Here is a 13,995-nt window from a genome sequence, read left to right as displayed (position 1 = left end):
AATCAGGCGAAATGTCTGGAAAACCAGGCAGGCGGTTTCAGCACACCGGTCGTCAGGCTGGTGCCGAGCAGGATCACCGCACAGCCGGCGAGCATCTGCGGCGTCAGGCCTTCGTGCAGGAACAGCCAGCCCCACAGCACCGCGAACACCGGGATCAGGAAGGTGACCGACAACGCGTTCGCCGGCCCGATGTGGGCGATCAGCCGGAAGAACAGGATGTACGCGATGCCGGTGCAGCCCACCGCCAGCAGCGCCGCGGCCGACCACGCGGTGATCGACGGCATCGCGGCGGGCCACCACACCAGCGCCGGCACTGCCAGCAGCAGCGCCGACGACAGCTGGCTGCCGGTGGCGACCGCGAGCGGCGGCACGCCGGTCAGGTAGCGCTTCGTGAAGCTGCCCGAGAAGCCGTACAGCAGCGTCGCCGCCAGGCAGGCGAGCACCGCCCAGCCGCTGCTCGCGCCCGGCTTGAAGCTCGCCTTGTCCCACGCGAGCCACAGCACGCCGAGGAAGCCGATCGCGAGGCCCGCGATGCGCGCAGGCGTCAGCTTGTCGCGCAGCCAGCCCCAGGCGATCAGCGCGCCGAACAATGGCGTCGCGGCATTGAAGATCGACGACAGCCCGGCCGTGATCGACAGCGCGGCGTAGCTGAAGCACAGGAAGGGCAGCGCCGAGTTCGTGATGCCGACGACGAAGATCGGCCGCCAGTGCGCGCGCAGCGCGCCGGCCTGGCCGCGCAGCGCGAGCAGCGGCAGCAGGAACAGCGTGGCGCCCCAGACGCGCACGGCCGCCAGCGCGACGGGGCCGAACTCGGCCGCGCCCATGCGCATGAAGAGGAAGGAGGCGCCCCAGATCGCGGCGAGCCCGGTCAGTTCGATCGCATCGGCGCGCTTCAAGACAAGGCCTCCTGCATTCCACCGACGCCTTCGAGTTGCAGCAGCGCCTGCTTGCGGTGCAGGCCGCCGGCATAGCCGGTGAGGCTGCCGTCATGGCCCAGCACGCGGTGGCACGGCACGATCACCGAGACCGGGTTGCGCCCGACCGCCGCGCCGACCGCCCGCACCGCCTGCGGCGCGCCGACCTCGCGCGCGATCGCCGCATAGGTGCAGGTGCCGCCGGCCGGGATGCGCAGCAGCGCCTGCCAGACGATCTGCTGGAACGGCGTGCCCTGCAGGTCCAGCGGCAGCTCGAACTGCGTGCGCGTTCCGGCGAAGTAGTCGCGCAGCTGCCGGGCCGCTTCCTTCAGCAGCGGATCGTCCGGGTCGTGCGGCACCGTGGGCAACTCGCCCGGATGGGCCTTCTGGCCTTCGAACCACATGCCGGCCACGCCGTTCGCGGTGCGCGCGAGCAGCATCGGACCTAGCGGCGAATCGAAGGCGGCTTGCGCGGTGCAGACGGCCTGCAGGCGGCGGTTGAGTGTGCTGGAGGTGTTCATCAGGTGTCTCCGGTAGAGGTTGAAGCGAGCGGCAAAGGCGCCAGGCTGTTCCACAACCTGAGCACCGCATAGGAGCGCCAGGGCCGCCAGGCCTCGGCGCGGGCATCGGCTTCGCGCTGGTTCTGCGTGCCGAACAAGGTCTTCATCGCATTCAGCACCGCGACGTCCTTCGGTGGGAAGGCGTCGGGCCAGCCGAGCGCGCGCATCGCGAGGTAGTGCGCCGTCCACGGGCCGATGCCGGGCAGCCCGGCCAGCGCCGTCATCAGCGCCTCGGGCTGGTGCGGCAACGCGAGCAGCCGCGTCAGCTCGGGCCAGGCGTTCGCGAGCGCCTGGATCGCGCCGACACGGGTGCGGATGATGCCGAGTTCGGCGATGTGCGCAAGCGGCGCCGCGGCCAGCACGGCCGGCGACGGGAAGCCGCGGGCGATGTCGTCCCACGGCGTGGCGATCGGCTCGCCGAAGCGCTCGATCAGCCGCCGTGCCAGCGTGCGCGCCGCCGCGACCGTGACCTGCTGGCCGAGCACGGCGCGCACGGCCATCTCGAACGCGTCGATGCTGCCCGGCATCCGCAGGCCCGGCGCTCCGGGCAGGTCGTGCAGCGCGTCGTCGATGGTCTGCGGCGCGGCATCGAGGTCGAGCCAGCGCCGCACCGCCATCACGACGCGGCCGCTGTGCCGCGCGAGCGTCGGCGCATAGCGCAGCCGCAGGCTGGCCGGGCGCGTCGGCGTCGCGTCGATGAACGCGGCTTCGAGCCAGCCGGCCTCGGGTCCGAGCACGCCGGCGCGCACGCTGCGCCGCACGCTGCAGGCCTCGACCGCCTCGACGCCCGGCACCGCGCGCGCCGTCAGGAAGCGCAGCATCGCGGCCGTGTCGTAGGGCGTGCGGAAGCCGAGCGTGACCGTCACGCCGTCGGCGGGCGAGACGGCCTCGGGGGTGGCATCGCCGCGCAGCCGCGTCGGGCTCATCCGGTAGCTGTCGGCGAAGGCGGCGTTGAAGCGCCGCAGGCTGCGAAAGCCGCTCGCCAGCGCGACCTGCGCGACCGGCAAGCGGGTGTCGGTCAGCAGCTGCTTGGCCAGCAGCAGCCGGCGTGTCTGCACGTACTGCAGCGGCGTCACGCCATGCTCGGCCGCGAAGATGCGCCGCAGGTGGCGGTCGCTGACGCCCAGGTGCGCGGCCAGTGCCGCGATCGACGGCGTTTCTTCCTCGGCCGCCGCATGGTCCAGCCAGTGCGCCGCCTGGCGGGCCAGCGTGCGAGATGCATCCATCACCGTCCACGCGAGCCCCGGCCCGGGCGCGACCTCGGGCCGGCACTTCATGCAGGGGCGGAAGCTCGCCGCCTCGGCCTGGGCCGGCGTGTCGAAGAACACGCAGTTCTCGCGGCGCGGCGTGCGCACGCGGCAAATCGGTCGGCAATAAATGCCGGTGGACGTGACGCCGACGAACCAGCGGCCGTCGAAGCGGGCGTCGCGGGCCTTGATGGCCAGGTAGGCGGCATCGGAATCGAAGGAAGGCATGGCGTCATTATCGAACCCTGGCGCGGCAAGACTCGCCGTTTTCGGACATATCGACGACCCCTCGTCCGGCGAGTACGCCGAACGGTCCCCCGAGGGGACGCGGGCCGGCTTGGGGCGGCCCGGCGCTCGGCCCGCTGTGGGCTGCGTCTGCATCGCGTTGGCCCGAAGGCTGCATGTCAGACGCTCCCTACAATGCGCACCTCTCCAGGAGAAACCGAATGCAAGTGACTGCGTCCAACTTCAAGGCCTATGACATCCGCGGCATCGTCGGCAAGACGATCGACGAAGCGTTCGCGGAGCACCTGGGCCGTGCCTTCGGCAGCGAAGCACTGAAGGCGGGTGAGAAGGCCGTGGCGGTGGGCCGTGACGGCCGCCTGTCGGGGCCGGGCCTGGTCGCCGCGCTGATCCGCGGCCTCGCGTCGACCGGGCTCGACGTCGTTGACATCGGCGCCGTGACGACGCCGATGCTGTACTACGTGGCCGCCACGCGCGGCCAGCATGGCTGCAACAGCGGCATCCAGGTCACCGGCAGCCATAACCCGAAGGACTACAACGGCTTCAAGATGGTGCTGGCCGGCCGCGCGATCTACGGCGACGAGATCCAGGCGCTGCGCATCCGCATGGAGGCCGAGAACTACACCGTGGCCAGCGGCCGCACCGGCACGATGGACGTGCTGGCCGAGTACCGCGCACGCATCGTCGGCGACTGCAAGCTGGCCCGCAGGATGAAGATCGTCGTCGACTCCGGCAACGGCATCCCCGGTGCGTCGGCGCCCGGCATCCTGCGCGCGCTCGGCTGCGAGGTGACCGAGCTCTACTCCGAGGTCGACGGCGATTTCCCGAACCACCACCCGGACCCGAGCAAGCCCGAGAACCTGGCCGACCTGATCCGCACCGTGAAGGAGACCGATGCCGAGCTGGGCCTCGCGTTCGACGGCGACGGCGACCGGCTCGGCGTGGTCACGAAGGAAGGCAACATCATCTACCCCGATCGCCAGCTGATGCTGTTTGCCACCGACGTGCTGTCGCGCAACCAGGGCGGCACCATCATCTTCGACGTGAAGTGCACGCAGCGCCTCGCGCCGACCATCCGCGCCGCCGGCGGCAAGCCGCTGATGTGGAAGACCGGCCACTCGCTCGTGAAGGCGAAGATGAAGGAGCTGAAGGCGCCGCTGGCCGGCGAGATGAGCGGCCACATCTTCTTCGGCGAGCGCTGGTACGGCTTCGACGATGCCACCTACACCGCGGCGCGCCTGCTGGAGATCCTGTCGCGCGGCAAGAACCCTAGCCAGGTGCTGAACGCGCTGCCGACCAGCTTCAGCACGCCCGAGCTGAACGTCGCGTGCGACGAAGGCGAGCCGAAGCAGGTGGTGCAGAAGCTGCTCGACGGCGCGCGCTTCCCCGGCGCGAAGGAGATCATCACGATCGACGGGCTGCGTGCCGAGTACGACGACGGCTTCGGGCTGATCCGTTCGTCGAACACCACGCCGGTGCTGGTGCTGCGCTTCGAAGGGCACACCGAGGCGGCGCTGCACCGCATCGAGGCCGACTTCATGGCCGCGCTGCGCGTGGCCAAGCCCGACGCGCAGATCGCGGCCGCCGCGCATTGACCGCGTCGCCGTCGTCGTGCGCGTCCTGATCGTCAAGCTGTCGTCACTCGGCGACGTGGTGCATGCGATGCCTGTCGTCCACGACCTGCGGGCGGTCTACCGCCATGCGCAGGTCGACTGGGTCGTCGAGCCGGGCTTCGCGCCGCTGGTGCGGCGCGTGCACGGCGTCAGCGAGGTGATCGAATGCGCGCAGCGCCGCTGGCGCCGCGCGTGGTGGACGCGCCCGGTGCGCGACGAATGGCGCGCATTCCGCCGGCAGCTGGGGCAGCACCGCTACGACGCGGTGCTCGACCTGCAGGGCCTGACCAAATCGGCGCTGGTCGCGCGGCTGGCCGACGGGCCGAGCTTCGGCCTCGCGAACCGCACCGACGGCTCCGGCTTCGAATGGCCGGCGCGCTGGCTGATCGACCAGCCGCTCGCGATGGAGCCGCACGTGCATGCGCTCGACCGCTCGCGCAAGCTGGCCGGCATGGCGCTGAACTACACCGTGCAGGGTCCGCCGCAGTTCGGGCTGCGCGCCGATGCGCAGCCGCTGCCGCCGCCGACGCTGGTGTTCGTGCACGGCAGTTCGCGCGACGACAAGCTGTGGCCCGAGCAGCACTGGATCGAATTCGGCCAGCGCTGCATCGGCTCCGGCTGGCGCATCGCGCTGCCGCATGCGGGGGCCGAGGAGCTGGCGCGCGCGCAGCGCCTGCAGCAGGCCTTCGGTGCGCATGCCGAGGTGTGGCCGGCGATGTCGCTCGACGCGCTGGTCGACCGCATGGGCGCGGCGCAGGGCGTGATCGGTGTCGACAGCGGGCTGAGCCACATCGCGGTCGCGCTCGGGCTGCCGCATGTGCAGCTGTACAACTTTCCGACCGCGTGGCGTACCGGCCCGCAGATGGCGCACGGCCACCGGCACCAGGTGTCGGTCGAACGCACGCCGACGCCGGAGGTCGACCTGGTGTGGGCCGCCTGGCAGGTCGTGCGCGCCGCGGCGCGGGCATGACGGGCGCCGTGGATCCCGCACACGATGTTCCGACCGCCACCTGGCGGCAATGGCTGGCACGGCAGGCCTATTCGCTGCTGCTGGCGTCGCTGAAGCCGGCCTACCTGCTGCGGCTGTGGCTGCGCGGCCGGGCCGAGCCGCTGTACCGGCACAAGGTGCTGGAGCGGCTGGGCGACTACCGTGGCGAGCGCTGGGTCGGCGACGTGTGGGTGCATGCGGTGTCGCTCGGCGAGACGCTGGCGGCAGCGGCCTTGATCGACGCCTTGCGCGCCGAGCGGCCGAACCTGCGGCTGCTGCTGACGCACGGCACCGCCACCGGCCGCGAGGCCGGCAAGGCGCTGCTGCGCGACGGCGATGCGCAGGCCTGGCTGCCGTACGACACGCCGGGCGTCGTGCAGCGCTTCTTCGAGCAGTTCCGTCCACGCGTCGGCGTGCTGATGGAAACCGAGATCTGGCCCAACCTGCTGCGGCGCGCGCAGGGCAGCGGCATTCCGGTGGTGCTGGCGAATGCGCGGCTCAGCGAGAAGAGCCGGCGCCAGGGCGAGCGGCTGGCGGCGGTGCTGCGGCCGGCGGTCGAGGCGATCACGCTGGTGCTGGCGCAGACCGAGGCCGATGCGCAGCGGCTGCGCGATTCGGGCGCGCGCGAGGTGGTCGTCTGCGGCAACCTGAAGTTCGACATGGCGCCGGACGAGGCCCTGCTGGCGCGCGGCCGTGCGTGGCGGCATGCGCTCGCGCGGCCGGTGCTGCTGGGCGCGGTGATGCGCGAGGGCGAGGAGGCGATGCTGCTGGCCGAGTGGGCGAAGCAACCGCCGGCGGACCGCCCGCTGCTGCTGATCGTGCCGCGCCATCCGCAGCGCTTCGACGAGGTCGCCGCGCTGGTGCAGGCGGCCGGGTTCACGCTCGCGCGGCGCAGCGGCTGGGGCGACACGCCGCCGGCCGATGCGTCGGGCGCCGACGTGTGGCTGGGCGATTCGATGCGCGAGATGGCGCTGTACTACGCGATGTCCGACGTGGCGCTGCTCGGCGGCAGCTTCGCGCCGCTGGGCGGGCAGAACCTGATCGAAGCGGCGGCCTGCGGCTGCCCGATCGTGATGGGGCCGCACACCTTCAACTTCGCGCAGGCGGCGGAGCTGTCGCAGGCCGCCGGGGCGGCCCTGCGGGTGGCGGACATGGCGGCGGGCGTCGGCACGGCGTGTGCGCTGCTCGACAGCCCGGAGCGCGAGCAACGCGCGGCGCAGGCGAGGGCGTTCGCGGCTGCGCACCGGGGGGCCGCGCGGCGGATGACGAACTACCTGTTGAGGTGGTTGCCAGTCTGACCTGCTCGCCGGTGGGACCAAGAGGCGGCAGCAGCACGACATCGAGTCCGCGCAAGCTCGCTGGGCGAACTACAAGCGGCGCAAACGATTGGAGAAGTAAGCCATGGCCCTCACAAGAGATTTCAAGCAGACGGTTCAGGCGCGAGTGCTGGCCGATCCCGCGTTTCGCGATGCGCTGCTCAAGGAAGGCGTGGAAACGATGCTGGCTGGCGACGTAGAAACCGGCAAGGGGATTCTGCGCGACTACATCAAGGCCACGGTTGGTTTCGAGAAGCTCGGCGCCGCCACGGGCACCTCACCGAAAAGCCTCATTCGCATGTTCGGTCCGATGGGAAATCCCCAGGCTCGCAATCTCTTCGCCGTGATCAGCCGTTTGCAGCAGCATGCCGGCGTGACCTTGCATGTGACGGCGCGGGCGCGATAGCGTCCGGGGCAGGTGCAATCAGTGGGCACGATCAAGATGTCCACTGCGCTTCGGATGGGCGGGCGAGACGGTCAGCGACAGGCCCGGCCTTCGCAGCCGCCTCGGATGTTCGTCCGATGGTGCCGAACCGCAGCTGAGCGGACAGTTCGTGCTCTGACAACGCACCTGGAAACCATCATGAACCTCGTCAAGCTGGCCACCGTCGGCCTCACCGCCTCCATCGTCGCTGCCTCGGCCGCTGCCGCCACCCCGGCGGCTGCGGACACCACCCAGCCCAGCGTCGTGATCGTCCACGGCGCGTTCGCCGACGGCTCCGACTGGGCCAAGGTCGTGCCGCTGCTGCAGGCCAAGGGCCTGCACGTCGTCGCGGTGCAGAACCCGCTGACATCGCTGGCCGACGACGTCGCCGCCGCGAAGCGCGCGATCGATGCGCAGCCCGGCAAGGTCGTGCTGGTCGGCCACTCGTGGGGCGGCATGGTCATCACCGAAGCGGGCGACAACGCCAAGGTCGCCGGCCTCGTCTACGTCGCCGCCTTCGCGCCGGACGCCGGCCAGTCGGTCGGCGACGTCGGCAAGGGCTTCGCGCCCGGCGCCGGCCTGGCCCACCTGAAGGCCGACGGCGGCGGCTTCCTGTCGCTGACGCAGGAAGGCATGAGCCAGCACTTCGCGCAGGACCTGCCCGCCGCCGCGACCGCGGTGATGACCGCGACGCAAGGCCCGATCCAGGCGAAGGCCTTCGAGCAGAAGGTGTCGGTCGCCGCGTGGAAGCAGAAGCCGTCGTGGTACCTCGTCGCCGACAACGACCACATGATCGTGCCGGAGCAGCAGCGCGCGATGGCCAAGGCGATCCATGCCAAGGTCTCGAGCGTCGCCAGCAGCCACGTGCCGCAGCAGTCGCAGCCCGCCAAGGTGGCAGCGGTCATCCTGGACGCGGTGCAGGCCACGCAAGCCGCCCGCTGATCGCGGCATGATGCGGGGGCCTGCCGCGTGCGGCGGGCCCTTCTTCATTTCCAGAGTCCTTCGACCGATGTCCTCCCCCTCCGCCGCGCTGCCCGACGCCCGGGTCACCGTCTTCGATGCCGTCAAGGCGCTCGCCTTTGTCGGCGACCTCAGCATGGGCCAACCGGTCGACCATTCGGCGCGCACCGCATGGATCGCGGCGCAGCTCGCGGCGGCGCTCGGGCTGGGTGGCGACACCTGCTCCCACGCCGCCTACGTCTCGCTGCTGCGCTGGTCGGGCTGCACCGCGAACGCGCCGGAGTTCTCCGAACTGATGGGCGACGACGTCGGCGGCCGGCAGGCGATGCTCGCGGCCGGCCTGCCGGCGCACCTGGCCGGCTCGATCGCGCCGCTCGCGCAGATCCACTGCGAGGTGTCCGGCGACGTCGCCCACACGCTCGGCATGCCGCCGGCCGTCGAACGGTCGCTGCGCCAGGTCTTCGAGCGCCATGACGGCCACGGCCCGCACGGCCTGCGCCCGCCCGAGATCCCGGCCGAGGTGTTCATCGTCTCGGCCGCGAGCGACCTGGAGATCTTCAGCCGCGTCTACGACCTCGAGCGCGCGCTGAGCTACCTGGCCTCGCGCGCCGCTGCGGCCTACCCGGCCGAGCTGGTCGAGGCAGTGCGTCGCCATGCGGTCGACTGGCTGCACACGCTGGAGCAGGACCCGGCCTGCGTCGACACCGCGCCGGTCATCGGCACCGACACCACCTCGCTCGAACTGATCGCCGACGTGATCGACCTGAAGCTGCCGTGGCTGACCGGCTACTCGCGCCGTGTCGCGCAGGTGGCCGCCGCCTGCGCCGAGCGCCTGGGCCTGCCGGCGCTGTCGCGCCAGCGGCTGTACCGCGCGGGCCTGGTGCACGGCATGGGCCGTGCGGCGGTGCCGAACGCGCTGTGGGACCAGCCCAGCGCGCCGAGCGAATCGGCGATGGAGCGGCTGCGGCTGGTGCCGTACTGGACCGCGCGCGCCGCGCGCCGCATCGGCAGCCTGGCCGACGAGGCCGAGCTCGCCTCGCATGCCGACGAGCGCCTCGACGGTTCGGGTTTCTTCCGCGGCGTGTCCGGCGCGGCGATCGGCGCCGAGGCCCGCGTGCTCGCGGTGGCGACGCAATCGGCGATGCTGCAGACTGCCCGCCCGGGCCGGGCCGCGCTGTCGTTCGACGAGGCGCTGGCACAGCTGCAGCGCGACGCGCAGCGCGGGCTGTTCGATGCCGACGTGGTGGCCGCATTGGGCGGCGCCTCCCGCGCCGTCGCGGCGCGGGCCGATGCGGAGCCGGCCTCGACCCTGACCGGCCGCGAGGTCGAGGTGCTGCGTTGCATCAGCCTCGGCGAAAGCAACAAGGAAGCGGCCCGCACGCTCGGCATCAGCCCGAGCACCGTGCGGGCCCACCTGGAGAACATCTTCCGCAAGCTGGAGTGCACGACCCGGGCCGCCGCCACCCTGAAGGCGATGACGACCGGGGTGCTCTGATCAGCGGCCGCGGGCGGCGGCTTTCGCGAGCGATCGTGCGACGGTCGTTGCCGACTGCGGCTTCGCCGGCGGCAGCATGCCGAGCAGGCCGCCGTTGACGATCTCGACCACCAGCCCGCCGGACGTGCCGCGCACGCGGCCGATCACCTGGCCGTTGCCGCTGATCGTCACGGTGCCGCTGCCGCTCAGGCTGCCGGGTTGCGTGCCGAAGTCGAGCTGGAAGAAGCCGTCGACCGTGTAGTTCACGCCGCCGCGGCTGAACGCGAGCTGTGCGTACTCCTCGCGGATCAGCAGCGTCTGCACCGTGGGCTCCACGCCCTGCGTCACCGTGTGCATCAGCGCATTGCCGCCGGTGAAGGTCGTCACCGACTGGCTCGCCACGTCGGTCACGGTCAGCCCGTTGGCCGGCAGGTAGCGCAGCTTCGTGGTCTCGGTCGTGCCGTTCAGGCTGCCGTCGAGCTCGACCTTCGCGTTGCCCTGCACGCGGCTCGTCTTCTCGGTGTCGTTGATGTCGTTGGCCGTCACGCGGAAGTCGGTCACCGTCGACTGCGCCGAGCCGACGCGGTGCGCCAGGTCGGCGAAGCTGTACGCCAGGCTGCTGGTGCCGCTGTACACCGACGCGTCTTCGGTCTGGCAGCCGGTGAACTGCGCGGCCAGCGTGTGGTTGCCGGTGGGCAGCGTGCTGCCCGCGGCGGGAGCGGCGGCGCCGTCGAGCGTGACCGCGGCCGTGCCGCCGGCACACACCGCGTCGAGCCGGAGCATCTTGAAGTCATCGTCGGCGAACTGCAGCGGTGCACCGGCGGCTTCCATGCCCGGCAGCCACGCGGTCATCAGCGCGAGCAGCTTCGCCTGCTGGTCGTCGCTGGCCTGGTTGACCGTCAACGTCGCGGCGGCGCTGGTGATGCTGCCCTTCGGGTTCTTCACGACCACCTGGAACTGCGCGCCATTGTCGGCGGCGGTCACCGCATCCAGCGTCAGCAGCGGGCCGGTCGCGCCGGCGATGTCGGTGCCGTTGCGCTGCCACTGGTAGCTCAGCGGCGCGCTGCCCTTGGCCTCGACCGCGAAGGTCGCGGTGCTGCCGACGTTGACGACGATGCCCCGCGGCTGCGTCGTGATCACCGGGGCCGATTGCGCCGGCACCACCGTCAGCTTCGCGGCATCGGTCTGCAGCGTGCCGCCGGCGTTGCCGACGGACACGCTGAACAGCGCACCGTCGTCGGCATCCACCGTCGCGAAGGTGTACACGGCGGCGGTCGCACCGGCGATCGGCTGGCCGTTGCGCTTCCATTGGTAGGTGAACGGCGCGCTGCCGTTCACCGCCACCGAGAAGACCGCGAGCTCGCCGGAATCGACCGTCGTGTCACGCGGCGCGAACACCAGCGTCGGCGGGATCGGCGTCGCGCTGACGGTGAGCTTCGCGGCCAGTGTGGTCACGCTGCCGGCGGCGTTCGTGCCGCGCAGGCTGTAGACGGCGCCGTTGTCGGCCAGCGTCACCTCGGGCAGCCACAGGAAGCTGCTGTCGCTGCCGGCGATCTCGACGCCGTTGCGCAGCCAGACGTAGGTCATCGGCTGCGTGCCGTCGATGGTGGCGTAGAACACCACGGTCTCGCCGATCGCGACCGTCTGCGCGCGCGGGTTGCTCGTCACCTTCGGCGCGAGCTTGCTGCCGGTGGTCGCGGTCTCGAGCACCATGCACTCGGTCATCGCGCCGTTCTCGCTGCCCATCGTCACCTGGTGGATCGGCGTCACGAGCTTGTCGGTCGCGGCCCACACCGAGGTGGTCGAATCCTTGCGCACCTGCACGACGAAGTGGCCGTTGTCGTCGGTCACCGCCGAACTGCGACCCGAGTAGTCGACACCGCTGGTGCTGACGAGCACGTTCGCCGCCGGCTTGCCGTCGGCGGTCTTCACGCAGCCTTCGAGTTCGACCGTCTCGGCGATCTGGTCGGCGTTCCAGTAGCTGAAGTGCGTGACGGTGCCTTCGTAGTACTGGTTCGCGCCGGTGCCGGCGAGCGTGGCCGTGCCTTCCTGCACCCAGCGCGCGCTGGCTTCGTCGAAATGCCACAGCGGCACGCTGGCGGGCGGGTTCGGCGAGCGGGTCGACAGCGGGATGCGCACCGTGGCGCTGCTGCCGGGCTTCAGGTTCAAGCGCTTGCCGTCGGCATCGCGCAGGTCGACCTTGACCGCGCCGAAGCTCTCGATCGTGCGCACGCTGCCGTTCTGCAGCGTCGTGTAGCCGCCGGGCATGCGCTCGGGATCGCGCGCCGGGTCGACCGGCGTGACGCTGACCGACACGGTGCCGGCCACCGGCGCACCGGTCGTGGCGTCGACCAGGCTGTTGGCGGGCAGCGCCACCTGCGCGGTGCCGGCGGCATTGCCGATGGTGGCGGCGGCCGCGGCATCGAAGGTCTGCGGTGCGGCGAGCTTCAGCAGGCGCACGCGGATGTCGGCGGTGTTGCCGGTGCCGCCGCCGGTGAGCTTGACCACGGCGACGTTCGCGCCGTGCCCGGCGGCCTCGACCTTGACGCTGACGCGCTCGGCCGGCGCGACGCCGGTCAGCGTGAAGCTGCCGTCGGCGGCGGTCTTCGTGCTCGCCGCGCCGGCGCTGACGGTGGCGTCGGCCACGGCCAGGTCGCTGTCCATGTCGACGACGTGACCGGTGACGCTGGCGGTGGCCGGCGGCGGCGTCGTGTTGCCGCCATTGTTGGAATCGCCGCCGCCGCAGGCGGCCAGCGCGAGGCTGGCGAGCAAGGCGGCCAGCCCGTGGAGGAACGAATTTTTCATCGGAGTCTCTCTGTGAAAAAAAGGAAAGGCTTCAGCGCTTGCCGGCGGGTCGCGGTGCGAGCCCCTTCAGGTGCAGGTACAGCGCCTGCGCGTCGGTGTCGTTCAGCGCCTGCAGCGACTCGAACGGCATCACGCGGTCGACCGCGCTGCCGTCGGGGCGGCGGCCGCTGCGCAGCATCTGGATGAACGCATCGGCATCGGCGTAGCGCGCCATCGCGCTGCCGTCGCCCGGCGTCAGGTTCGCGGCGGCCGGCCACTCGGGCGGCGCGCCGGGAATGCGCCCGCCCGACAAGCCGGCGCCGTGGCAGCCGATGCAGGCGTTCGCGACATAGGCACCGTGCGCCGCGGTTGCCGCTTCCGGCACCGGCTGCGACGGCGGCAGCGCGTGGTCGATGATCTCGGCGGCATCGTGGATCACGCCGGCGGCATACAGCGCCTTCACCGGCAGCGGGAACTCGATCACCGCCGGGCCACCCGGCGCGGGCGGCATCTGCCGCAGCCAGGCGACCAGCGCGCCGAGGTCGGCATCGGTCAGCCGGTTGTAGTCCTCGCTCGGCATCACGATCGCCGGGCGGCCGTCGGGCTTCACGCCGTGGCGCACGGTGCGCACCCAGTCGGCGACGGTGTAGCGCTCGACCGCGCTGCCAGCTGCCGGCGTGATGTTGGGCGCCCGCACCCGCATGCCCTTGCCGTCGTTGACCACGTCCTTGCCGGCGCCATCGACGCCATGGCATTCGGTGCAGCCGCGCGACAGGTACAGGTACTTGCCGCGCGCCAGCCCCGCCGCGTCGCCCGGCAGCGTCACCGCGCCGACCTGCAGCGCGACCTGGCGCTGCATCTTGCGCTCGCCCAGCTGCGCGCCGAGCACCAGCGCGGCGGCCGAGGCCGCGACCAGGGCGGTCACCGTGAAGGCGCCGCGTTTCAACCACTTGTTCATCTCTCGGGCTCCGCCGGGGTGTTGCAGTGAGGTTCGCAGTGTTCCGGCGCCGCCGCGGCGCCACATCGCCCGAAGGAGCCAGCGGCCGCGTCAACGAGGAGCCACCCCCTTTGGGGGAGCCGCGACCGTCACCAGTTGCAACAGGCCGCCGCCATGGTTGACGACCTGGTGCTCGGCACCCGGCGGCACGACCAGCGTGCACGGCGCCTGGAAGCGCTGCGGGCCGTCGGGCAGCTGCAGCTTGCCGCTGCCCTGCAGCACCAGGATGGCCAGCTCGCCGTCGTGGTGCCGCGTGCCGGTGGACGCGCCCGGCTCCAGCTGCTGCGTGAAGGCCTCGAAGCCGCGGATGCCCTGGGCGAACCCGGCGACGCCGACACGCGGGTTCGGGCCGTCCGGCGGGTCGCGGGGCAGGGCGCTGTGGTTGATGACGAGCATGTCGCGATGCTGCGGGCCGCGGCCCCGCGCCGCATCGGCCGAAAGAGCCATCCGGTCGCGAGACGGCGGGCCATCCCCC

Annotated in this window: 12 protein-coding genes; 6 read left to right on the top strand and 6 right to left on the bottom strand. The window is 71.7% G+C overall.

All coding sequences use genetic code 11. The features are described 5' to 3' along the window. Positions 1-2: 2 nt before the first annotated feature. Genes ASC98_RS13485 through ASC98_RS13475 form a run of 3 tightly spaced genes read right to left on the bottom strand, consistent with a single transcriptional unit; the run spans position 3 to position 2,949 of the window. Positions 3-896 carry a DMT family transporter gene (locus ASC98_RS13485; protein WP_056811634.1) on the bottom strand — a complete coding sequence of 298 codons (894 nt, stop codon included), beginning with the start codon at positions 894-896 and terminating at the stop codon, positions 3-5. After that, the gene (locus ASC98_RS13480) at positions 893-1,435 is read right to left on the bottom strand and encodes a methylated-DNA--[protein]-cysteine S-methyltransferase (RefSeq protein WP_056811631.1); all 543 of its coding nucleotides are present in this window, start codon (positions 1,433-1,435) and stop codon (positions 893-895) included. The genes ASC98_RS13485 and ASC98_RS13480 overlap by 4 nt, the downstream gene beginning before the upstream one ends. Beyond that, on the bottom strand, positions 1,435-2,949 hold the full coding sequence (locus ASC98_RS13475; RefSeq protein WP_056820022.1) for a DNA-3-methyladenine glycosylase 2 family protein: 1,515 nt from the start codon (positions 2,947-2,949) through the stop codon (positions 1,435-1,437). Before ASC98_RS13475 ends, ASC98_RS13480 begins: the two co-directional genes overlap by 1 nt. Before the next feature lie 218 nt (positions 2,950-3,167). Here ASC98_RS13475 and ASC98_RS13470 point away from each other — a divergent pair, with 218 nt between their 5' ends. The 6 genes from ASC98_RS13470 to ASC98_RS13445 all read left to right on the top strand — a co-directional run bounded on the left by ASC98_RS13470 (position 3,168) and on the right by ASC98_RS13445 (position 9,760). Then, positions 3,168-4,559, top strand: a complete 1,392-nt coding sequence (locus ASC98_RS13470; RefSeq protein ID WP_056811624.1) for a phosphomannomutase/phosphoglucomutase — start codon at positions 3,168-3,170, stop codon at positions 4,557-4,559. A gap of 16 nt (positions 4,560-4,575) precedes the next feature. Next, positions 4,576-5,547, top strand: coding sequence for a lipopolysaccharide heptosyltransferase I (gene waaC / locus ASC98_RS13465; RefSeq protein WP_056811622.1), 972 nt, complete (start codon positions 4,576-4,578; stop codon positions 5,545-5,547). 8 nt (positions 5,548-5,555) lie between these two features. Next, the gene (locus ASC98_RS13460; RefSeq protein ID WP_369820413.1) at positions 5,556-6,863 is read left to right on the top strand and encodes a 3-deoxy-D-manno-octulosonic acid transferase; all 1,308 of its coding nucleotides are present in this window, start codon (positions 5,556-5,558) and stop codon (positions 6,861-6,863) included. A 103-nt stretch (positions 6,864-6,966) separates the two neighbouring features. Next, positions 6,967-7,287, top strand: coding sequence for a hypothetical protein (locus tag ASC98_RS13455; protein ID WP_056811619.1), 321 nt, complete (start codon positions 6,967-6,969; stop codon positions 7,285-7,287). 177 nt (positions 7,288-7,464) lie between these two features. Then, complete coding sequence (locus ASC98_RS13450) at positions 7,465-8,247, top strand: alpha/beta fold hydrolase (RefSeq protein ID WP_082541623.1); 783 nt, start codon at positions 7,465-7,467, stop codon at positions 8,245-8,247. Positions 8,248-8,314: 67 nt separating this feature from the next. Then, positions 8,315-9,760 carry an HD domain-containing phosphohydrolase gene (locus tag ASC98_RS13445; protein WP_056811616.1) on the top strand — a complete coding sequence of 482 codons (1,446 nt, stop codon included), beginning with the start codon at positions 8,315-8,317 and terminating at the stop codon, positions 9,758-9,760. On the opposite strand, the gene ASC98_RS13440 is transcribed toward ASC98_RS13445, so the two are convergent. The 3 genes from ASC98_RS13440 to ASC98_RS13430 form a co-directional block, all read right to left on the bottom strand. Beyond that, positions 9,761-12,544 (bottom strand): immunoglobulin domain-containing protein, encoded by a 2,784-nt coding sequence (locus ASC98_RS13440; RefSeq protein ID WP_056811613.1) that lies wholly within the window; start codon positions 12,542-12,544, stop codon positions 9,761-9,763. 31 nt (positions 12,545-12,575) lie between these two features. After that, complete coding sequence (locus tag ASC98_RS13435; protein WP_056811611.1) at positions 12,576-13,481, bottom strand: cytochrome c; 906 nt, start codon at positions 13,479-13,481, stop codon at positions 12,576-12,578. A 90-nt stretch (positions 13,482-13,571) separates the two neighbouring features. Next, entirely contained in the window at positions 13,572-13,916 is a 345-nt protein-coding gene (locus ASC98_RS13430) for a cupin domain-containing protein (protein WP_162249227.1), read from the bottom strand. Positions 13,917-13,995: the final 79 nt, after the last annotated feature.

It is taken from the genome of Rhizobacter sp. Root1238 (assembly GCF_001425825.1).
Taxonomy (GTDB): Bacteria; Pseudomonadota; Gammaproteobacteria; order Burkholderiales; family Burkholderiaceae_C; genus Rhizobacter.
This window is presented reverse-complemented; position numbering and strand designations above follow the sequence as displayed.